The following is a 19,180-nucleotide window of genomic DNA, read 5'->3' on the forward strand; positions in this document are numbered from 1 at the left end:
TCCTACCGCCCGAAGGTCGGGAATGCGCCTCATGAATGCCTCGACAAAGCCAGTCCCGCGTTTGGGAGTGATGGATATCGCCGCCTATGTTCCCGGCAAGGAGCATGCGGGTGGGGTCGCGCGCGTCTACAAGCTTTCGTCAAACGAAACCCCGCTCGGCGCAAGCCCGAAGGCGATCGAGGCTTTCAAGACGGCGGCTGAGAAGCTCGAGCTTTATCCCGACGGTCAGGCACGGATGCTGCGGGATGCCATCGCTGAGGTGCATGGGCTGAACCCGGCCAATATCCTCTGCGGCAATGGTTCGGGCGAACTTCTCTCATTGCTTGCCAATATCTATCTCGGTCCCGGTGACGAGGCCATCATCACCGAACATGGCTTTCTGCTGTATCGCATCCAGATCCTTGCGGCCGGCGGTACGCCGGTCACGGTGAAGGAGACCGATCGGCGGGTCGATGTCGATGCGATCTTGGCTGCTGTCACCGAGCGCACGAAGATTGTCTTCGTCACCAATCCCGGCAATCCCACCGGCACCTATGTGCCCTATGCCGACATCAAGCGGCTGCATGCGAGCCTGCCTGCGCATGTCATCCTCGTGCTCGACGCGGCCTATGCCGAATATGTTCGCCGCAATGACTACGAGGCCGGGATCGAACTCGTCTCCGCTAACCGCAATGTCGTGATGACCCGCACCTTCGCCAAGGTGTATGGGCTGGCAGCCCTGCGCATCGGCTGGATCTATGGCCCGGCCGAGATCATCGACACGATGAACCGGGTGCGTGGGCCGTTCAACATCAACACGCCGGCGCTCCTGGCCGGAGCCGCGGCGATGCGCGATCAGGCGCATGTCGCGACAGCCGTCGCGCAAAATCAGCTCTGGCTTGCCCGCGTTTCGCAAGCGCTGACGGCCGTCGGTCTCGAGGTCACGCCGTCGGTCACCAATTTCATCCTGATCCACTTCCCCGACAGCGACGGAAAGCGGGCGTCGGATGCCGACACCTTTTTGACGGAACGCGGCTTCGTCTTGCGCGCCGTCTCGTCCTATGGTTTTCCCAATGCTCTCCGCATGACGATCGGCAGCGAAGAGGCCAATGTCGGCGTGATCGCTGCCCTCACCGAATTCATGGAACGCACGTGATGTCTGAAATCCTGTTCGACCGCATCGCCCTGATCGGCATCGGCCTCATCGGCTCGTCGATCGCCCGCGACGTCAAGAAGCTTGGGCTGGCGAAAGAGGTCGTCATCTCGACCCGCAGCCTAGAGACGCTGAAGCGGGCGGAAGAACTGGAACTCGGCACTTCCTACGTCGCCTCCGCTGCCGAAGCCGTCAAGGATGCGGATCTCGTGATCGTCTCAGTGCCTGTCGGTGCCTCGGAGGCCGTGGCCCAGCAGATCGCGCCGCACTTGAAACCCGGCGCCATCGTCACCGATGTCGGCTCGACCAAGGCGTCCGTGATCGCGCAGATGGCGCCGCATATGCCTGAGAGTGTGCATTTCATTCCAGGTCACCCGCTGGCGGGTACCGAGAAGTCGGGTCCGGATGCCGGCTTCTCCGGCCTGTTCAAGGGCCGCTGGTGTATCTTCACGCCGCTCGAAGGCACGGATGCGGATGCCCTCGCGCGGTTGCGCGGCTTCTGGGAAGCGCTGGGGTCGATGTGCGATGAGATGGACCCGCAGCACCACGACAAGGTGCTCGCCATCGTCTCGCACCTGCCGCATATCATCGCCTACAACATCGTCGGCACGGCCGACGATCTGGAGACGGTGACGGAATCGGAAGTCATCAAATATTCGGCCTCGGGTTTCCGCGATTTCACCCGTCTTGCCGCCTCGGACCCGACCATGTGGCGGGATGTCTGCCTGCATAACAAGGATGCGATCCTGGAAATGCTGGCGCGCTTTTCGGAAGATCTCGCCTATCTGCAGCGGGCGATCCGCTGGGGCGAGGGCGACAAGCTGTTCGAGCTCTTCTCACGCACCCGCACCATCCGCCGCTCGATCGTCCAGGCGGGCCAGGATGTCGACGTGCCGGACTTCGGACGCCACGCGCTCGACAAGTAAGGGTTTTCCGTCAGAGCGGCGGGATCTGGCCGAGCGGGATGAAGCCGAGCGCGGCGACGCCGTTCTGGATGGTGATCTCGGCCTCGCTGTCATCGCGGCCGAAGGCAAGCGCTCTGAGCACGTTCGCGACGTTGTCGATCATGTCGGACTGTTCCGGATAGGCGGTCTTCATGGCGTCGCGCCAAGCCTTGATCTGCTCGACTTCCACCTTGATGCGCCCGGAGATAAGGCCGTCTTCGCCCACTTCGAAGGGTCCGCTGAGCGTCAGCACACGTCCCTCGCCGAGGTCGACCACCATGCGGCGGATCTCGCCCCTGGTGCCGTAGAGCCGCTGCTCCTGCGCGACGCGCGGGTCGAGCAGGCCGCCCTTGTCGACGAAGGTGGCGTCGAGGCTTGCCGAAACCGGCGGCAGGGCGATCTTCGTGCCGTCGATGGAAACCGAGACGTCGCGCACGAGTGTCGCGTAATCCAAATTGCCTTCGTTCTGGCGGACATGCGACTGGGCACTCGGCGCCGTTACCTGAAGCTGCAGGCTGGAGACGGTGGAGGTCACCGTGGCGTTGAGCCCTTCCATCATCAGCGAACTGCGCGACAGGCCGGACAGTCCGATCCTGAAGCTCGACTGCATGTTGGTCCAGTCGAGCGCCGTGTTGAAGCCGAGCGCCGAGCGGATCTCGGCCGGTCCATCCAGCTCCCAGACCACATGGCCCGGATTGTAGATCTGGGCCGCCGCCCGCACGGGGCCGAAGGACGCGGCCACACCCTGGAAGTGGTCGTCGAAGGAGAGGCGCGAGCAGTTCAGTCGGAACCGGAAGGGGTAGCCGCCCATGTCCGCATTCTCGCATGAGGCGGTGACACCGGCCGGGTTTCCGCCGGCGAAGAAGGTCAGGATGCGATTCTTCAGATATTCGGCTGCGAAATACCACCCGACGCTATAGACAGCGATGACGAGGACGATCAAAACGCCCAGCCGAACAACCTTTCGGCTGACCGGGCTTTGCGAGTCGGTCGACATGGCCATGGGTTACTCCTCGTTGCGATCAGGCGAATTGTTGGATTGGCGTGCGATATGGACGAATTTTGGGTCTTTGGCTACGGCTCGCTGATGTGGAATCCCGGCTTTCCCTATGAGGAGCGGGTGCTGGCCCGGCTCGGTGGCTATCGTCGTGCACTCTGTGTCCGGTCCTATGTCCATCGCGGCACCGAAGAGCGTCCCGGCCTCGTTCTCGGTCTCGACCGCGGCGGCTCCTGCAAGGGTGTGGCCTTCCGCGTCTCGCCGTCCGATTGGACCGCCACCGTCGACTATCTGCGCGAGCGCGAGCTGGTCACCAGCGTCTATCTCGAGCGCCATGTCCGCACCCTCCTGGCCGATGGTCGCGATGTCCGCGCGCTCACCTACGTCATCGACCGGGCCCATCCGCAATATGCGGGCGCCGTCACGGTCGAGGAGGCCGCCCGGATCGTCAAGGCTGCCGTCGGGCGGTCGGGGCCCAATCCCGTCTACGTCGCCAACACCGTCGCCCATATGCGCGAGCTCGGCATCCGCGACCAGTGGCTCGAAAACGTGGCGTCACAGATCGCGCGAGACTGATCCCACAATCGATCGTTGAGGGAATGCGCTCAGAGCGCTCCAAGTTCCTTCAGCCGGTTCACGGCCGTTGCCGGCAGCGGCAGCTTCGGGTTCTCCTTCGCCGTCTTGATCAGCAATTCGTCGCTCGCCGCCTCCAGCCGCTGCATCAGCGTTGCATGCATGACGTCGGGATCAAGCCCCGGCTCGATCGGCGGCAGGATGCGCACGACGAAATGCCCGGGGAAGCGGAGGAACTTGCGGCGCGGCCAGAAGAGGCCGGGATGCATGGCAACCGGCACGACCGGGACATTGATGTCGCGATAGAGGCGCGCGATGCCATACTTGTATTCGGGCGCCGCACCCGGCGGACGGCGGGTGCCTTCGGGATAGATGATCAGCTGGCGGCCATTGGCCATTTCGAGCTTGGTGCGCTCGATCACCTGCGCCATGACCTTGCCCTTGGCGCCGCGATTGACCGGGATCATCCGCTGCTTGGCCACGTACCAGCCGAAGATCGGGATCCATAGCAGTTCGCGCTTCAGGATGTAGACCGGATCGTCCAGCCAGGGCAGGAGCGCATAGGTGTCCCAGAAGGACTGATGCTTCGGCGCCAGGATGTAGCCACCCTCCGGAATGTTCTCGAGCCCCTCGACCGTGAAGGTCGTGCCGACGATCTTCTCCATCAGCCAGTGGTTGGAGCGCGCCCAATCTTTTGGCACGAAGTAGGCCTTCTTGCGCGGCAACAGGAAATAGATCGGCGAAAGCACGATCATCCGGATGATCAGGTTCGCATAGAAGGCGGTGTTGAAGAGGATGGAACGCAGCGCAATCATATCGTGAGGCTCTCGAGGGCGGGCGAAACCGTCCTTAGAGCAAAAGTCTCCTCAGCAAAAGCACAAGCTTTCCCGCAAGCGTCAGGATGCCCGACCAGACTCGGTGATTTCCCCCTCGGGGCGCAGGCCCTGGTCACGGCTCCAACCGGTCACGCCACGGATATAGGCGATGACCGTCTTGCCGTATTCGGCCAGCATGGTGCGCATCGCATCCGGCTCGCTGTACCAGGCGCGGGTCTTCAGATCAGAATTGACCACGGGATAGCCGATGAAGTCGGTGTCCGGGTCGCTGCGCCGCAGTTCCATCAGGCTTCGGGCGAGATGGTAGTTGCTGGTGACGACCAGCACGGAGCGGTAGCCCTTGTCGCGGGTCCAGATGGCCGTCTCATTGGCATTGCCGATCGTGTCGATCGCGCCATAGCCAATATCGACGCAACATTCGAAGATCTCGGGCGAAGTGCGTGTCGCCTTGCGGATCTGGCCTGGTGTGGTCTGCGGGTTCACGCCCGAGATCAGCAATCGCTCACCATAACCGCGCCTCAGGAGATCGATCGCCTGCTCGATCCGCTGGTAGCCGCCGGTCAGCACGACGATTGCATCGGCCTTCACCGTCTCGGGCGGACGCATGCTGGTGACCGAATCAGCAAAGATCAGAAAGCCCGCGACCAGAACGGCGGCGCACAGGATCACGAGCATGCCGCCATAGCGCAAAGCCCTGCGTATCAAGCCTTTTCGCGAGAAAAGGCCAGCGCCCGATCCGGGCCGGCCGTTTCGCCACGCTCGATTTGAGGTCATCCGATCCATGCTCATTGCCCGTGAATAGCCGGGATTTCCCACAGCGAACAGGCGGCTTTAAGGCAAGTCAACATGCGAGTTTTGGTCAGTCGTCCAGCAGACCGTCCGTCCGGGCCGGATCCGAGCGGATCAGGTCGATCTCATAGATGGTCCGCATGACCGTCAAACGTGCAGTCAGCGTCGTCAAAAGGGCGATGACGATCATGGTCGCGAAGATGCCGAGATAGCCGCCCCAGCCGATCGTGAAAGTGCCGAAGAGAGCCGTCGCCTGGTCGCTTTCCGGGGTTGCCAGCGACCGGCTCTGCCAGAAGCTCGCCAGCGCAAAGAAGCTTGCTGCGAGCACGGCGCCCACGGCCGCCCCCTTCAGGCTGATCTTCAGAAAGTGCTTCTGGAATTCCTGCGCGACGAAGGTGCCCTCCGCCCCGACGAAATGCAGGACCTCGATGATATGCCGGTTGCCGGACAGGGCACCACGGGTGGCAAAGACGACGGTCAGCACCATGGCGGTGAAGACGAGGATCAGGATGCCCGAGCCGATCAGCACGGTCGTGCGCGCCATCTGCACGAGACGGTCCACCCAGGTGCGGTGGTCGTCGAGGAAGGCCTGCGGCACTTCCTCCTTCAGGAGGGCCCGCATGGCTTCGAAATCGGGCGGATTGGTCTCGTCGATGGTAATGACGATCAGGCGAGGCACCGGCAGATCATCGAGGTTCAGACCTGTTCCGAGCCACGGTTCAAGCAGACGGGCCGTGGCGCTGTCGTCCATGATCTGCCCGTCACGGGTGCCGACAAAGGTCAGTGCCAGATCGCGCGCCTTGATCAGCGCCGCACCCATGTCCAGCCCTTCCTCGGGCTTGATCTGGATGGTGATCTCGCGGGAGATCTGGCTCTGCCAGCCGGCGGCGGTGGCGCGCACCATGGATACGGCGCCGAGCGTCAGGCAGGCCAGGAAAGCCATGATGGCGATTACCACCATCAGCGCATTGCCCTGAATGTTGGAGGGCGGCAGGATCGGCCCGGTCGGCCGCACCGTCATCTCGACGCGGCGCTTCTTCTGAGCGGGGTTCTGCGGGATCTCATTCATAGATATCGAGCCGCCCGTCGGTCAGAATCATCCGGCGCGCATCCACCTGGTCCATCAGCGCGAGGTCGTGGGTAGCGATGACCACGGCCGTGCCGAGACGGTTCAATTCCAGGAAGAGGCTCAAGAGCCTGCGCGCCATGGGCGGATCGACATTGCCCGTCGGTTCGTCGGCAAGCAGGATTTCCGGCCGGTCGATCAGGGCGCGGGCGATGGCCACGCGCTGCTTCTCGCCGCCCGAAAGCACCGGCGGCAGCACATTGATGCGCTCGCCAAGCCCTACCCATTTCAGGAGCTCGATGACATCCTGCCTGTAGGTCTGTTCTGCCTTGCCGCGCACCCTCAGCGGCAGCGCCACATTTTCATAGGTGGTCAGGTGATCGAGCAGGCGAAAATCCTGAAAGACAATACCGACCCGGCGGCGCAACATCGGCAGTTCGCTGCGCGGGATGCTGGTGATGTCCCGGCCGAAGCTGCGGATCAGGCCGCGCGTCGGCTGCAGGGACATGAAAAGCAGGCGCAGAAGTGTCGTCTTGCCGGCGCCGGATGGGCCGGTCAGGAACTGGAACGATCCTTTCGGCAGGTCGAAGGTCAGGTCGCGGAGGATCTCCGGTCCCATCCCATATCGCAGGCCGACATTTTCGAAATGGATCAAAGGGGGCCCAGTCTGACGTGTCCGAGGTCTGGGGCTCGTAAACGAAGATCGTCAACGGCCGGTAAATGTGCGCCGGTGAGCATGGCTTTTCAGCCCTCTTTCCGAAGCATTAACCATTTGAATTTACGTCTGGTGAGGATTCGTTTCAACCGCCGACTTTCGGGGTATCCGATTTTGGCTGTGCGAAAGGTCCGCATGCATGAGCGCTTTCCGTCACCAGAAGCAGGCCGCTGCCGCGGACTTCGACCTCCTGCCGCCGGACCGTGCCCGCCGCCGGATCGAACCCCTCAATCAGCGCATGGGGCGCAGCGACGTGGTCGATGCGCAGTTCGTCACAGTGCGGGAACCGTCCCGGCCGTCTTCGCGACCTGCCGCCGCTCAGACAGCGTCGACCCCGCAGATGGCACCTTTCGACGTCGGCGCCTTGTTCCGTACCGCTGTTGACGCCATCGAGGCCCGCCTGCAGCGGCTTTCGGATGTCGCGTTCTCGCTCCTCGTCGCCATCGCCTTCGTCTCGATCTTCTCGCTGGCCGGGCAGGTCGTCTTCGGCAGCGGCGAGCATCCGGATATCGAGGCCAAGCCGCTCGACTTCACCCATGTCAATCTGACGCCGCAGGATCGCAACGGCATGCGGGTGCTGTTGCTCAACGCCATCGTCGAGAACCGCACCCAGCGCGAGATTTCGCTGCCCAAGCTGCGGGCCGACCTCGTGCTCGATGGCCAGGTGATTGCAAGCACCTATATCGAGCCGCCGGTCGCAAGCCTTGATGGCGGCGAGAGCCGCGGGATCGTCACCCGGCTCCAGCATCCTGGTGGAAAAACGCCGGAAGTCCGGCTTTCCTTCGAAGAGGCGGGTGCCTAAGAGGCTCTGGTGTGCTATGGCCCGTGCCTTTCCGGCATAAGCCGCAGAGGCCCTGAAGGTTGACCAGCAAGGAGTTTCCCATGCCCGTTGTTCGCGGAAAGAACATCGAACCGCTCTTTACCGCCGAGCAGATCCGGCAGCGCAATCTCGAGCTTGCGCAGGACATCATGAAAGGTCCTTGCGATGACCTTCTCGTCATCTCGGTGCTGAAGGGCTCCTTCATCTTCGCTGCCGACCTCATTCGTGCGTTGCATGACGTGGGTCTCGCGCCGGAAGTCGAATTCATCACCCTGTCCAGCTATGGCACAGGCACCGTGTCCCAGGGCGTGAAGATCATCAAGGACATCGACAGCGACGTGAAGGGGCGCAACATCCTCCTGATCGACGATATTCTGGAGTCCGGCCGCACGCTGCTGTTTGCCAAGGAACTGATGTATGAGCGAGGTGCCGCCAATGTCACGATCGCGGTGCTGCTCGACAAGAAAGTGAAGCGAAAAGAAGTGTTTGAGGCCGACTATGTGGGCTTCGAATGCCCCGACTATTTCGTCGTCGGCTACGGCATGGATGTCGCCTATGCCTTCCGCGAATTGCCGTTTGTCGGCGTCGTTACCGGCGAGGCGTGAGCTGTCCCTGGACGGCACATCCTGCCCTCGTCTGGCAGTGAGCTGTTAACCATCGCGCCGGACTCACCGTCCGGCGTTTACCACTCGACAAGGAAAGTCTGGTGATTTGCCTCTCGCAAGAGTCAATTGACGCGGGAGAAGAATTCAACCATGGCGAGAATCCTCATCACCGAAGACGAAGTCTCCCTGCGCTCCTTCGTGGCGCGTGCGCTGCGCCTGGACGGCCACGAGACACATGAGGCTGCCGATGGCGCCGAAGGTCTCGAAAAGCTCTCCGAAGGCGCGTTCGACCTGCTTCTGTCCGATATCCGCATGCCGGTCATGGACGGCATCGAACTCGCGCACCGCGCCCATTCCGAATTCCCGGCGATGAAGATCCTGCTGATGACGGGTTATGCCGAACAGCGCGAGCGCGCCGATGACCTCTCGGCAAAGATCGTCGACGTCGTGTCCAAGCCCTTCGCGCTTCCGGATATCCGCAAGGCGGTTGCCTCTGCCCTGGCGGGTTGAGCCGGCAACAAACGACACATCGCCGAATAGACGAACGCCCGCTCATGCGGGCGTTGTCGTTTCTGTCGTGCTCTCTCTTTAGCTCTACTGGATGTCCAGGAGCCGCTCCAGATAGCGCCGCTCGATCTCGGGGCTGGAGTTCTCGCCAAGCTTTTCACGGATCGCTTCGAGGATCTCGCGGGCGCGTTGCACGTCGATCTCGTCGGGAACCTTGACCTGTTCGCCGAAGTCGGGGCCGTTGGTGGCGCGCGGGCGACCGAGCGGGTCGCGGCCGTTCTGGTTGCCCTGGCCCTGGCCCATCTGCGGACCCTGTCCGCCCTGGCCCTGCTGCGCCTGCATCATCTGGTTCATCATGTCGCGGGCGCCCTGGCGCAGAGCCTCCATGGCTCGTCCCTGGCCTTCCACGGCCGGACCGCCCTGACCCTGGCCGAGCGCTTCGCCGGCGCCCTGCATTTCTTGCTGCGCCTCGCCGAAGCCCGGGCCCGGCTCCATGCCGAGACCCTTCAGGCCCTCCTGCAATTCGCCGAGCTGCTGACCCAGCTGATCCTGCTGCTCGCGCAGCTGGCGCAGGGCCTCCCTCAGCTGTTCGGCGGTCATGCCGTCCAGGTTCTGCTGTCCCTGCTGCCCTTGCTGGCCCTGTTGACCCTGCTGGCCTTGCTGCTGCTGACCCTGTTGCTGCTGGCCCTGGGCACCTTCTTCGCCCTGCTGAGGATCGCCACGCTGCATGCGGTCGCGCAGGGCCTGGTCCAGACGGAAGGTCTCGTCCATCAGGCGCTGCTGTTCCTGCATGATCTCGCCGAGCTTGTCGATCTGGCGGCGGGCCTCGCTGTTCTGCTGCTGCTGACCCTGCTGCGGACGTCCAGCCTGCAGGTTGTTCATCATGCGCTGCAGTTCGGACAGAAGCTGCTGCGCCTGATCGCGATTGCCGGAGCGGGCGAGGTTTTCCAGCTGGTCGAGCATGTTGTCGAGGTCCTGCTGGCGCAGGATGTTCTGGGCATCCTGCTGCGGCTCGCCCTGTTGGTTGGGCATGCGCTGAGCCAGCGCCTGGAGGAATTCCTGCATGGCGGACCGAAGTTCGGCCATCAGCCGCTGGATTTCCTCATCCGTGGCGCCATTCTCCAGCGCATCGGACAGTGCCTGCTGGGCGTCGCGCAGGCGGCGTTCGGCAAGCGACAGGTCGCCATCCTCGATGCCGAGCGCAATCTCCCAGAGATAGTCTGCCGTGTCCTTCAGCTGTTCCTCGCCGCGCGCCATGTTCATGCGGGCGCGGGCGCTTTCGAGCGCAATGAAGTTGCCGAGGTCGGGAATGGTCTCGTCCGCACGCAGCACGATCGCTTCGTTGAAGGCGATCGCCTGCGACATCCGGCGCGTGTCGAGCGCAAAGATCTGCCGCTGCTCGGCCACGGAGGCTGCGAGCGGTTCAGCGAAATTACGCGAGGGCAGCTGCATCTCGATCGGTTCGCTGCGGCCGAGCTGTCCCGCACCATCGGTGGCTACAAGCGTGATCTTCACCATCTGTCCGGCCAGCGGATGTTCGGTGATGTTGCGGCTCGCAACGCCCTTGGTATCGCGCGCATTGTGGCGCGGCAGATCGAGCTTGTAGTCGGGCAGCGGATAGAGCGGGGTCGCGTCCGGCTGCTGCTCCAGCGGCACGATCTCGGCATGGGCCTCACGCAGACCATAATCATCCTTGGCGGTGAAGGCGATCTCGAGCGCACCGTTGATCGCGCGGCGCGGCGTGCCGTCGAAGGCGATTTCCGGCGCCCGGTCCGGGGTGACCCCGATCGTCCAGGTACGGTCGGCAACGCGCAGCTCGCCGGCCTCGTTCAGTTCTAGCTCGTGGGTGCGTGCCACCATGGGGGCACTGGGCGCCGGGGCGGGCGGGGGTGTCGGGACAGCCGTCTGGCTGACTGCGTCCACCTCTGTGCCGGCCGCCTGCTGGCGCGCCGGGTCCTGCTTTTCGGCGACATCGAGGACGGCGCCATCCGACTGCTGGACGAAAAGGACCTTCTCGTCGGACGGACCACCGCTAATGCGTACGGTGATCTTCGACTTCTGCGGCACAGTCACGCCGGCTGCATCCTGGGTGCCGAGGCCCGAGAGGAAGACCGGCGGCTGGCCGGTATAGCCCGGCGGCGTGATCCAGGCGTCGATGCGGATCGTCGGCGCCTCGCTTTCCGGTACGTGCTGGCGGAAGGCATCGGCAATCGAGCCGGCACCATTGGAGCCGGAATAGGCGAGGGCGGTGACGAAGAGCAGGGCCGGCACGGCGCGCAGGGCATAGCGGTCGTAGCGAGCGATGTCGGGCTGCGGCAGGCCGGCATCGAGCGCTGCAATGCGCTCGGCCATGCGCCGCTGGTGCTCCTGCCAGAGCGCGCGGGCAAAGGGCGTCTCGGCGGAGAGCTGGTCGTCCTGCACCGCCACCGGCTGGTGGGCAAGCCCGTTGCGCTCTTCGAGCAGCCGGTCGGCTTCTGCAATGCTCGGCAGCTTGAGCTTCAGGAAGGGCAGGAAGGAGGCAACGAAGGCAAAGACGAGGATGAACACCATCGCCAGGCGGACGAGGTCCGGGACTTCGCGGTAGACGCCGAACCAGGCGAGCGCCACGAAGAGGGCAGCGATGCCGAGGACGGGAAGGAAGAGCGGCAGCAGACGCTCGGCAAAGAGCACGGAGCGGGCGAGCACACGTTTCAGACCGACGCGACGCGCGAGCGTGGGGTCGTCCTTTAAGGCGCCTTTCCTGTGGCCGGCCGGGCGGGAAGAGCTCATCCGTCTGGTCTCCGAGAGCGCCGCGCAACGTCACGGCTGATTGTTCTCGAAGATAGCAGTCTTTGTGGCGAAGACGAGGGCGGCAAGGATGAGGCGAGGGTTTTTCCCGCCTCATCGCCGAATTGTGAATGGATCAGGCCAGCCAGTCGGGCACGCTGTCGAGCGCGATCAGGTCCTCATAGGTCGGACGCGGGCGAATCACGTGGAACTCGTTGCCGTTCACCAGCACCTCCGGCACTAGCCGGCGGGTGTTGTAGGTGCCCGCCTGCACGGCGCCATAGGCACCGGCGGAGCCGACCGCGATCAGATCGCCCGGCTTCGGCATCGCCATCTCGCGATCGAGCGCCAGGTAATCGCCGGTCTCGCAGACAGGTCCCACGACATCGGCCTTGATGCGCGGCGCGTTCGCAGCGGAAATCACCACCGGCTTGATTTCGTGATAGGCCTCGTAAAGCGTCGGGCGGATCAGGTCGTTCATCGCGCCGTCGACGATCACGAAGGTCTTGTCGCCGCCGTCCTTCACATAGATGACCTCGGTCACCAGGATGCCGGCATTGCCGACGATCAGGCGGCCTGGCTCGGTGACGATGCGGCAGTTCAGCTCGGAAAGCTGGTCCTTGACGATCTTCGCATAGGCGTCGGGTTCGGGCGGCGGGTTGTTGTCGTCCTTATAAGGGATGCCGAGGCCACCGCCGACGTCGACGTGATCGATGGTGTGGCCGTCGCCGCGCAGCGTTTCGACGAGTTCGCGCAGCAGGCGGAAGGCGTCTTCAAAGGGCTGCAGATCGGTGATCTGGCTGCCGATATGCATGTCGATGCCGGACACCTGGATGCCTTCCAGTGTCGCTGCGCGTGCGTAGACGGCACGCGCGCGCTCATAGGAAATGCCGAATTTGTTTTCCTTCTTGCCAGTCGAGATCTTGGCATGGGTCTTGGCATCGACATCGGGGTTAATGCGGAAGGAGACATGCGCCTTTTTGCCGGCCTTGATGGCGCGCTGGTTCAGGACCTCCAACTCCGGCTCGCTCTCGACGTTGAAGCAATAGATGCCGGCTTCAAGTGCTAAATCCATCTCGCTCGGCGTCTTGCCGACGCCGGAGAACATGATGCGCTCTGCCGGAATGCCGGCTGCCAGCGCGCGGCGGAGTTCGCCTTCCGAGACCACGTCCACGCCGGCGCCCAGGCGGCCCAGCGTCTTGAGGACAGCCTGGTTGGAGTTGGCCTTCATCGCGTAGCAGACGAGGGCATCGACGCCGTCGAAGGCCTTGGAGAAGACCTTGTAGTGACGCTCGAGCGTCGCGGTGGAATAGCAGTAGAAAGGCGTGCCGACAGCGCGCGCAATTTCCGGGATGGCAACGCCTTCGGCGTAGAGAACGCCGTCGCGATACTCGAAGTGGTTCACGGGTTAAGCCCTGTCAAAGAAGCGGATCGAGGAGGAAAGGGGTGTCGGGCGTCTTCTCAGCCTCGACACCGCGCTTGTTCTGCTGGTCGACAGGCGTGCTCGGCGGGTCGAGATCGCCCTTTCGGCCGCAGGCGGACAGAGCCAGCGAAGCGGCGAGTACCAGAGAGAGCGTCAGCGTCGTGCGTTTCAGCGAATTCACCATGACCCGGTCCATGAAGATATTGTTGTGCTAGCGTGTACAGAAAAAAGGGGCGCTTGTGCACCCCTGATCTCGTGATGTGTCCCGCATGTGCGCGTGATCGATTGCCCAATCAGTGGCTATGTCAGTTGCGCGCCCGCCACCAGGCGATCTGCTTCCTGACTTCGGACGGCGCCGTGCCGCCAAAGCTCTTGCGGCTGGCGACCGAGGCTTCCACAGTCAGAACGTTGAAGACGTCTGCCGTGATCGCGGAATTGATGCTCTGCAGCTCTTCGAGCGACAGTTCGGCGAGATCGCAGCCCTTCTTCTCGGCCATGGCCACGGCATTGCCGGTCACATGATGCGCATCGCGGAAGGGAAGGCCGGCTTCGCGCACCAGCCAGTCGGCGAGGTCGGTCGCGGTCGAGTAACCGGAGCCGGCCGCCGCCTTCATCTTGTCGGTGCGGATGGTCATGTCGGTGACCATGCCGGTCATGGCGGCAATCGCCAGTTCCAGGCTTTCGGCAGCGTCGAAGACCTGTTCCTTGTCTTCCTGCATGTCCTTGGAATAGGCGAGCGGCAGGCCCTTCATCACGGTCAGAAGTGCGATCAACGAGCCGTTGATGCGGCCGGTCTTGGCGCGCACCAGTTCGGCCGCGTCAGGGTTCTTCTTCTGCGGCATGATCGAGGAGCCGGTGGAGAAGGCATCCGACAGCCGGATAAAGCCGAATTGCGGGGTCGACCAGATGACGATCTCTTCGGCGAGCCGCGACAGGTGGGTTGCGCAGATCGAGGCGATCGAGAGGAATTCGAGCGCGAAGTCGCGGTCCGACACGGTGTCGATCGAGTTGCGGGTCGGCTCGCGGAAGCCGAGGGCCGTGGCCGTCATGTGGCGGTCGATGTTGTAGCCGGTGCCGGCCAGGGCTGCCGCGCCAATCGGGCTTTCGTCCAGGTGCTCGATCGCGTGGCGCACGCGCTGGCGGTCACGGCCGAACATCTCGACATAGGCCATGCAGTGGTGGCCGAAGGTCACCGGCTGCGCCGTCTGGAGATGGGTAAAGCCGGGCATCACGGTCTCGGCATGTTCTTCGGCGCGGTCGAGGAAGGCCGCGATCAGACCGGAAAGGGCCGCTTCCGTCTTCTGCAGCTCTTCCTTCACCCACAGGCGGAAATCGAGTGCCACCTGGTCGTTGCGCGAGCGGGCGGTGTGCAGGCGGCCGGCAGCGGGACCGATCAGTTCGGCAAGGCGCGCCTCGACGTTCATATGGATGTCTTCGAGCTTGCGCGAGAAGACGAACTGGCCGCTTTCGATCTCTGACAGGATCGTGTCCAGGCCGTGAAGGATCTTGTCTTTATCTTCGCCGGAGATGATGCCTTGGTGCGCCAGCATGGTCGCATGCGCCTTTGAGCCGCGGATATCCTGGGCGTAAAGCTTCTTGTCGAAACCGATAGAGGCATTTATCTCCTCCATGATGGCCGAAGGCCCGGAGGCGAAGCGACCGCCCCACATCTGGTTGGAGGATTTGGTGTCCTTGATGTCCTCGGCCATGGAATGCCCGTCCTGGAGAATGACATGACAGAAAAAAGACCTGAGCGTCTCTTCCCCACCAAGCTGGTTGCGATCGCGGCGGTGGCCGGCATCGTCGCCGGCGCGGCTGCGGTATACGTGAGAGAGACCATGTCTGGCAATGCCGTGGAGACCGCGGATGCCGCGCAATGCGAGGGTTCTGTCGCAAAGGCCGAGGCGATCACGCCTTACCTGAAGGGCGACGTGGCAGCCATGATCCCGGTCAGCGAGCCGAAACTCATCCAGGGTCTGAATTTCCAGGACAAGGCCGGTTCGCCGATGACCATGGCGAACTTCGCCGACAAGACTGTACTGATCAATCTCTGGGCCACCTGGTGCGTGCCCTGCCGCGAGGAGATGCCGGCGCTCAACAATCTGCAGAAGGCAGCCGGTGGCGAGACATTCCAGGTGCTGGCTATCAACATCGACACAGGGGATGTCGAAAAGCCCCAGAGCTTTCTCGAAGAGACCGGCGTCGATGCGCTCGGGCTCTACCGCGACGCATCCATGGGCGTCTTCAACCAGCTGAAGCGCGAAGGCCTCGCTTTTGGCCTGCCGGTGACCTTGCTCGTCGATGGCAAGGGCTGTCTGCTTGGCAGCATGAACGGCCCCGCCGCCTGGGACGGTGCGGATGCCAAGGCACTGGTGACGGCTGCGGCGACGCAGTGAAGCGCCACCGGGGTACCCAGCACCCGTCTAGGCCGCCTGGGGCATGAGACTTGGGTTCTGCTCCGACCGGGCGATCAGATCGCTCGCGGACAAAGGCTTGGCGAAGAGATAACCTTGTCCCTCGCGGATGCCGAGGTCCAGCAGCTTGATCCGCTGCTCCTCGGTCTCGATCCCCTCCGCCACCACCTCCATGCCGAATTGCTTCGCAAGCGAAATGAGAGCTTCGACCAGCGCCGAGGATTTGCGGTCGAGGACCACCCCGTCGACGAAGTATTTGTCGATCTTCAGATAGTGGGCCTGAAGCGCATGCAGCGAGGAGAGGCCATTATGGCCCGTCCCGGCGTCGTCGAGCGCGAGACGCACGCCAAGCTCCGAGAGTTCCCGCGACACGCGTAATGCCGCCTGGATATCGGAGATTGGCTGACGCTCAGTGATCTCGATAACCAACTGGCTCGGGTTGAGATTGGCCTGGCTGATCTTCGCGACGAAATGCTCAATGAATAGCGGATCGAGCAGTTGATCGGGTGTCACGTTGAAGGAGAGCTTGAGCTTTGCGTTGTGCCGCAGCATTTCCCCGATTTCGGCGCCCGCCTTGTCGAGAAGGGCGAAAGTCAGCTTGTCGATCCGCTTGCTGGCTTCTGCAAGCGGAATGAAGACGGCAGGCGATACGCTGCTGCCATCGGGTTTCGTCCAGCGTGCCAGCATCTCAAATCCCGTCATCTCCCCGGTCGCGAGGCAGAACAGCGGCTGGTACACGGGATGAATGTGGCCTCGCACGAGCGCATCGTCCAACTGGGCAAGAGGCGTCTGCTGGCGGGTCAGGCCTCTTGCACCGAGATAGCCGAGGCTCAGTGAAAACAGCCCGGCAATCGCGATGAGATCGCTGCTGATCCTGTTGTTCCAGGAGTCGACAACGGCCTCATCGATCATCAGTCGAACGCGGATCGGATAGCGTTCGGATGCGGTGCCGAATTCCGCAAAGTCTCCCTGCATCTCAGGGGATCCCTCCGGCTGGTAGCTGGACACGACCCTCTGGTCATTCAGCGACATCTCCATGCGGGCGTGCTCGCGCAGTTCCGCCGGCAGGATGTCGAAGAGCAGGCCCGATGTGGCGAGGAAGGCTGTCAGGGCGCCGTCGTCATTCGTCCAACGCACCATCAGACCTTTCCACTCACCGGCTTCGATGGGCGCAAACTCGTAGGCCGGATTGACCGCGGGCAAGGGATTGGCGGCTTCGAGCGCTGCGGAAAATGTCGCTTCATGGGCGTTGTCAGCCCAACAGGTCCCGCGCGGAGAGGAAACGCGGATCTCGCGGATGGACACGGATCGGAACGCGATGTCTTCGATCGCCTTGCTCACGGTAGGCGAACAGCCATAGGGGCCTTGGGCGCCGAGCTCCCCCATGCTGATGACCGCCAGATCGATCTGACGTTCCAGGCGAACCACTGCTGCCTGAAGCATGTCGTTCAACTGCTGTCGATTGGCCTGGGCGATGAAGGAATGGGCGATCAGCCAGAGGCAGCCGGCGACCAGGGCTGCGAGCCCGAGGGACGCTGCGGCCAATTTCAGTCGATCTCTCGTCGTCGCGCTGCCAGCCATACTGGTCAGGCTGGCAGGCAAATCTTAAGATTGGCTCAAAGGCCCGCGCCTGGGCCGTCTTAGGCCTGTTCACATTCGGGAGAGAAGAGCGCCGCGTGCCTCACAGCGGGTAAATGCGCGGGCGCAGGATCTCGATAAAGCCCTGGTCCCCCTTCGTCCTGGTGAAGTCCGGAGAGACGTCGAACTCGACGATGGTCGCGTCTTCGGTCTTGGCGAGAACACGGCGCGAACCGGGGCGGTCGAGGACCCGCTGGATGGTGGCGGCCACACCCTTCGTGGCGTCCTCGCTCCAGACGACGTCGGTCGGGCGGAAGAGCAGTTCGGCCGGACCGTCCTTCAGGCCGTCGGCCGCGTAGGTCATGTTGGCGACGGTCGCCCGTCCGTTCGATACGGACGCCTTCAGTGCGTTGGTGTCGCCCAGGAAGCGCATGACGAAGGCGTTGGCGGGGTGGCGGCAGACCTCTTCGGGCGTGCCCTGCTGCACGATCTTGCCCTTGTCGAGGATGACGACGCGATCGGCAAGATCGAGCGCCTCTTCCTGGTCATGGGTGACGAAGAGCGTGGTGATGCCGAGCTCGTCGTGAATGGAGCGCAGCCAGCGGCGCAGATCGCGGCGGACATTGGCGTCGAGCGCGCCGAAGGGCTCATCGAGCAGCAGCACGCGCGGATCGACAGCGAGCGCACGGGCAAGTGCCACGCGCTGGCGCTGGCCACCCGAGATCTGGCTGGGGAAACGTTCGCCGAGACCGGAGAGCTGGACTAGCGACAAGAGCTCCTCGACGCGACGGTCGATGTCGGCACTCGAGCGCTTCACCTTGGAGACCTGCATGCCGAAGGCGATGTTTTCCGCGACCGTCATGTGCGGGAAGAGGGCATAGTGCTGGAAGACGAAGCCGACGCCGCGGTCACGTACGGGGATATCGGTCGCATCCTCCTCGCCGAAGTGAATGTGGCCGCCATCGGCATATTCGAGGCCGGCGACCATGCGCAGGATGGTCGTCTTGCCGGAGCCGGAAGGACCGAGCAGCGCCACCAGTTCGCCGCTCTGGATGTCGAGCGAGACGCCGTGAACGGCACGGAAGGTTTCGAAGGTCTTGACGACGGTGTCGAGGCGAATGTTCACGAATTCTTCTCCGAAGTATTGCCGGCAAGCGTGGTCGGCCGGTTGCGGCGACCTGCGCCCTGGCGTTCCAGCAGAACCTTGGCGACAAGCGTCACGAGCGCCAGCGTCGCGAGGATCGAGGCGGCAGCGAAGGCACCGACGGCGTTATAGTCCTGGTAGAGCAGTTCGATATGCAGCGGCAGCGTGTTGGTCTGGCCGCGGATGTTGCCCGAGACGATCGAGACTGCGCCGAATTCACCCATGACACGCGCATTGCAGAGCACCACGCCATAGAGCAGCGCCCATTTGATGTTGGGCAGCGTGACCGAGAGGAAGGTGCGCATGCCGCTCGCGCCGAGCGAGGTCGCCGCCTCCTCGAGATCACGCCCCTGCGCCTGCATCAACGGGATCAGCTCGCGCGCCACGAAGGGGGCGGTCACGAACATCGAGGCGAGCACGATGCCCGGCAGGGCAAAGAGGATCTTCAGGCCGGCGCTGTCGAGGGCGGGGCCGAAAATGCCCTGCAGGCCATAGACGAAGAGATAGGCAACGCCGGCGACAACCGGCGAGATCGAGAAGGGGATCTCGATCAGGATGGTCAGCAGTCGCTTGCCACGGAAATCATGCTTGGTCAGCGCCCAGGCGGCAGCGACGCCGAAGATCGTGTTGACGGGCACGGCGATCAGCGCCGTCAGCACCGTCAGGCCGATCGCGTGGCGGGTGTCGGGATCGGTGATGGTCGCCGCGAAGTAGGGTACGCCGCGGCTGAAGGCCTCGATGCCGATGACGGCAAGCGGCGCGACCACGAAAAACAGGACGAGCAGCAGCACCACGCCGATCAGCGCGTTTTTGAAGAGGGGAGCGTCTCCGACGCGCGGCGGGCGGCGCCCGCTTGTTGCCTGGCTCATGG

Annotated in this window: 19 protein-coding genes; 7 read left to right on the forward strand and 12 right to left on the reverse strand. The window is 63.4% G+C overall.

Going from position 1 to position 19,180, the window contains the following annotated elements:
• Window positions 1–31: 31 nt before the first annotated feature.
• On the forward strand, window positions 32–1,135 hold the full coding sequence (hisC, locus tag FAA86_RS08020) for a histidinol-phosphate transaminase (protein WP_136539585.1): 1,104 nt from the start codon (window positions 32–34) through the stop codon (window positions 1,133–1,135).
• Window positions 1,117–2,058: a prephenate/arogenate dehydrogenase family protein gene (locus tag FAA86_RS08025; protein ID WP_246035030.1), complete on the forward strand. Its 942-nt coding sequence runs from the start codon at window positions 1,117–1,119 to the stop codon at window positions 2,056–2,058. The genes hisC and FAA86_RS08025 overlap by 19 nt, the downstream gene beginning before the upstream one ends.
• Window positions 2,059–2,068: 10 nt before the next feature.
• On the opposite strand, the gene FAA86_RS08030 is transcribed toward FAA86_RS08025, so the two are convergent.
• Window positions 2,069–3,079 (reverse strand): DUF2125 domain-containing protein, encoded by a 1,011-nt coding sequence (locus tag FAA86_RS08030; RefSeq protein WP_136539589.1) that lies wholly within the window; start codon window positions 3,077–3,079, stop codon window positions 2,069–2,071.
• A 48-nt stretch (window positions 3,080–3,127) separates the two neighbouring features.
• On the opposite strand from FAA86_RS08030, the gene FAA86_RS08035 reads away from it, so the two are divergent.
• Window positions 3,128–3,649: a gamma-glutamylcyclotransferase gene (locus FAA86_RS08035; RefSeq protein WP_136539591.1), complete on the forward strand. Its 522-nt coding sequence runs from the start codon at window positions 3,128–3,130 to the stop codon at window positions 3,647–3,649.
• A 29-nt stretch (window positions 3,650–3,678) separates the two neighbouring features.
• Here FAA86_RS08035 and FAA86_RS08040 read toward each other — a convergent pair whose 3' ends face one another.
• The 4 genes from FAA86_RS08040 to ftsE form a co-directional block, all read right to left on the reverse strand.
• Window positions 3,679–4,461, reverse strand: a complete 783-nt coding sequence (locus FAA86_RS08040) for a lysophospholipid acyltransferase family protein (RefSeq protein WP_136539593.1) — start codon at window positions 4,459–4,461, stop codon at window positions 3,679–3,681.
• Window positions 4,462–4,542: 81 nt separating this feature from the next.
• Window positions 4,543–5,265, reverse strand: coding sequence for a YdcF family protein (locus FAA86_RS08045; RefSeq protein WP_374725522.1), 723 nt, complete (start codon window positions 5,263–5,265; stop codon window positions 4,543–4,545).
• Window positions 5,266–5,341: 76 nt separating this feature from the next.
• Window positions 5,342–6,340 (reverse strand): cell division protein FtsX, encoded by a 999-nt coding sequence (locus FAA86_RS08050; protein ID WP_136539595.1) that lies wholly within the window; start codon window positions 6,338–6,340, stop codon window positions 5,342–5,344.
• Window positions 6,333–6,992, reverse strand: a complete 660-nt coding sequence (ftsE, locus tag FAA86_RS08055; RefSeq protein WP_102020914.1) for a cell division ATP-binding protein FtsE — start codon at window positions 6,990–6,992, stop codon at window positions 6,333–6,335. Before ftsE ends, FAA86_RS08050 begins: the two co-directional genes overlap by 8 nt.
• Window positions 6,993–7,191: 199 nt before the next feature.
• Between ftsE and FAA86_RS08060 the strand changes: the two genes are divergently transcribed.
• From FAA86_RS08060 to FAA86_RS08070, 3 genes are all read left to right on the forward strand, one after another.
• Window positions 7,192–7,854, forward strand: coding sequence for a hypothetical protein (locus tag FAA86_RS08060; RefSeq protein ID WP_136539597.1), 663 nt, complete (start codon window positions 7,192–7,194; stop codon window positions 7,852–7,854).
• A gap of 80 nt (window positions 7,855–7,934) precedes the next feature.
• On the forward strand, window positions 7,935–8,477 hold the full coding sequence (hpt, locus tag FAA86_RS08065; RefSeq protein ID WP_136539599.1) for a hypoxanthine phosphoribosyltransferase: 543 nt from the start codon (window positions 7,935–7,937) through the stop codon (window positions 8,475–8,477).
• A 150-nt stretch (window positions 8,478–8,627) separates the two neighbouring features.
• The gene (locus tag FAA86_RS08070; RefSeq protein WP_136539601.1) at window positions 8,628–8,987 is read left to right on the forward strand and encodes a response regulator; all 360 of its coding nucleotides are present in this window, start codon (window positions 8,628–8,630) and stop codon (window positions 8,985–8,987) included.
• Window positions 8,988–9,071: 84 nt separating this feature from the next.
• Here FAA86_RS08070 and FAA86_RS08075 read toward each other — a convergent pair whose 3' ends face one another.
• The 4 genes from FAA86_RS08075 to argH all read right to left on the reverse strand — a co-directional run bounded on the left by FAA86_RS08075 (window position 9,072) and on the right by argH (window position 14,882).
• On the reverse strand, window positions 9,072–11,753 hold the full coding sequence (locus tag FAA86_RS08075) for a TIGR02302 family protein (RefSeq protein ID WP_136539603.1): 2,682 nt from the start codon (window positions 11,751–11,753) through the stop codon (window positions 9,072–9,074).
• A gap of 133 nt (window positions 11,754–11,886) precedes the next feature.
• Window positions 11,887–13,155: a diaminopimelate decarboxylase gene (gene lysA, locus FAA86_RS08080; RefSeq protein ID WP_136539605.1), complete on the reverse strand. Its 1,269-nt coding sequence runs from the start codon at window positions 13,153–13,155 to the stop codon at window positions 11,887–11,889.
• A 13-nt stretch (window positions 13,156–13,168) separates the two neighbouring features.
• Entirely contained in the window at window positions 13,169–13,357 is a 189-nt protein-coding gene (gene lptM, locus FAA86_RS08085; protein WP_229575016.1) for an LPS translocon maturation chaperone LptM, read from the reverse strand.
• Between the two features lie 121 nt (window positions 13,358–13,478).
• Window positions 13,479–14,882: an argininosuccinate lyase gene (gene argH, locus FAA86_RS08090; protein WP_136539607.1), complete on the reverse strand. Its 1,404-nt coding sequence runs from the start codon at window positions 14,880–14,882 to the stop codon at window positions 13,479–13,481.
• 24 nt (window positions 14,883–14,906) lie between these two features.
• Between argH and tlpA the strand changes: the two genes are divergently transcribed.
• Window positions 14,907–15,569 carry a thiol:disulfide interchange protein TlpA gene (gene tlpA, locus FAA86_RS08095; protein ID WP_136539609.1) on the forward strand — a complete coding sequence of 221 codons (663 nt, stop codon included), beginning with the start codon at window positions 14,907–14,909 and terminating at the stop codon, window positions 15,567–15,569.
• Between the two features lie 27 nt (window positions 15,570–15,596).
• Here the strand turns inward: tlpA and FAA86_RS08100 are convergent, their stop codons facing one another.
• The 3 genes from FAA86_RS08100 to cysW form a co-directional block, all read right to left on the reverse strand.
• Window positions 15,597–17,132: an EAL domain-containing protein gene (locus tag FAA86_RS08100; RefSeq protein WP_167494919.1), complete on the reverse strand. Its 1,536-nt coding sequence runs from the start codon at window positions 17,130–17,132 to the stop codon at window positions 15,597–15,599.
• Between the two features lie 136 nt (window positions 17,133–17,268).
• The gene (locus FAA86_RS08105; RefSeq protein WP_136539613.1) at window positions 17,269–18,291 is read right to left on the reverse strand and encodes a sulfate/molybdate ABC transporter ATP-binding protein; all 1,023 of its coding nucleotides are present in this window, start codon (window positions 18,289–18,291) and stop codon (window positions 17,269–17,271) included.
• Window positions 18,288–19,178, reverse strand: coding sequence for a sulfate ABC transporter permease subunit CysW (cysW, locus tag FAA86_RS08110; protein ID WP_136539615.1), 891 nt, complete (start codon window positions 19,176–19,178; stop codon window positions 18,288–18,290). Before cysW ends, FAA86_RS08105 begins: the two co-directional genes overlap by 4 nt.
• Between the last annotated feature and the right edge of the window lie 2 nt (window positions 19,179–19,180).

This window comes from Rhizobium rosettiformans W3 (genome assembly GCF_004912135.1).
Lineage (GTDB): Bacteria > Pseudomonadota > Alphaproteobacteria > Rhizobiales > Rhizobiaceae > Allorhizobium > Allorhizobium rosettiformans.

Excerpts from the sequence above, each read along its gene's own strand:
- hisC (WP_136539585.1), top strand. The coding sequence starts at position 32 with ATGAATGCCTCGACAAAGCCAGTCCCGCGTTTGGGAGTGATGGATATC.
- FAA86_RS08040 (WP_136539593.1), bottom strand. The coding sequence starts at position 4,461 with ATGATTGCGCTGCGTTCCATCCTCTTCAACACCGCCTTCTATGCGAAC.
- tlpA (WP_136539609.1), top strand. The coding sequence starts at position 14,907 with ATGACAGAAAAAAGACCTGAGCGTCTCTTCCCCACCAAGCTGGTTGCG.
- FAA86_RS08050 (WP_136539595.1), bottom strand. The coding sequence starts at position 6,340 with ATGAATGAGATCCCGCAGAACCCCGCTCAGAAGAAGCGCCGCGTCGAG.
- hpt (WP_136539599.1), top strand. The coding sequence starts at position 7,935 with ATGCCCGTTGTTCGCGGAAAGAACATCGAACCGCTCTTTACCGCCGAG.
- lptM (WP_229575016.1), bottom strand. The coding sequence starts at position 13,357 with ATGGTGAATTCGCTGAAACGCACGACGCTGACGCTCTCTCTGGTACTC.
- cysW (WP_136539615.1), bottom strand. The coding sequence starts at position 19,178 with ATGAGCCAGGCAACAAGCGGGCGCCGCCCGCCGCGCGTCGGAGACGCT.
- FAA86_RS08060 (WP_136539597.1), top strand. The coding sequence starts at position 7,192 with ATGAGCGCTTTCCGTCACCAGAAGCAGGCCGCTGCCGCGGACTTCGAC.
- FAA86_RS08070 (WP_136539601.1), top strand. The coding sequence starts at position 8,628 with ATGGCGAGAATCCTCATCACCGAAGACGAAGTCTCCCTGCGCTCCTTC.
- FAA86_RS08035 (WP_136539591.1), top strand. The coding sequence starts at position 3,128 with ATGGACGAATTTTGGGTCTTTGGCTACGGCTCGCTGATGTGGAATCCC.
- argH (WP_136539607.1), bottom strand. The coding sequence starts at position 14,882 with ATGGCCGAGGACATCAAGGACACCAAATCCTCCAACCAGATGTGGGGC.
- FAA86_RS08045 (WP_374725522.1), bottom strand. The coding sequence starts at position 5,265 with ATGGATCGGATGACCTCAAATCGAGCGTGGCGAAACGGCCGGCCCGGA.
- FAA86_RS08030 (WP_136539589.1), bottom strand. The coding sequence starts at position 3,079 with ATGGCCATGTCGACCGACTCGCAAAGCCCGGTCAGCCGAAAGGTTGTT.
- FAA86_RS08075 (WP_136539603.1), bottom strand. The coding sequence starts at position 11,753 with ATGAGCTCTTCCCGCCCGGCCGGCCACAGGAAAGGCGCCTTAAAGGAC.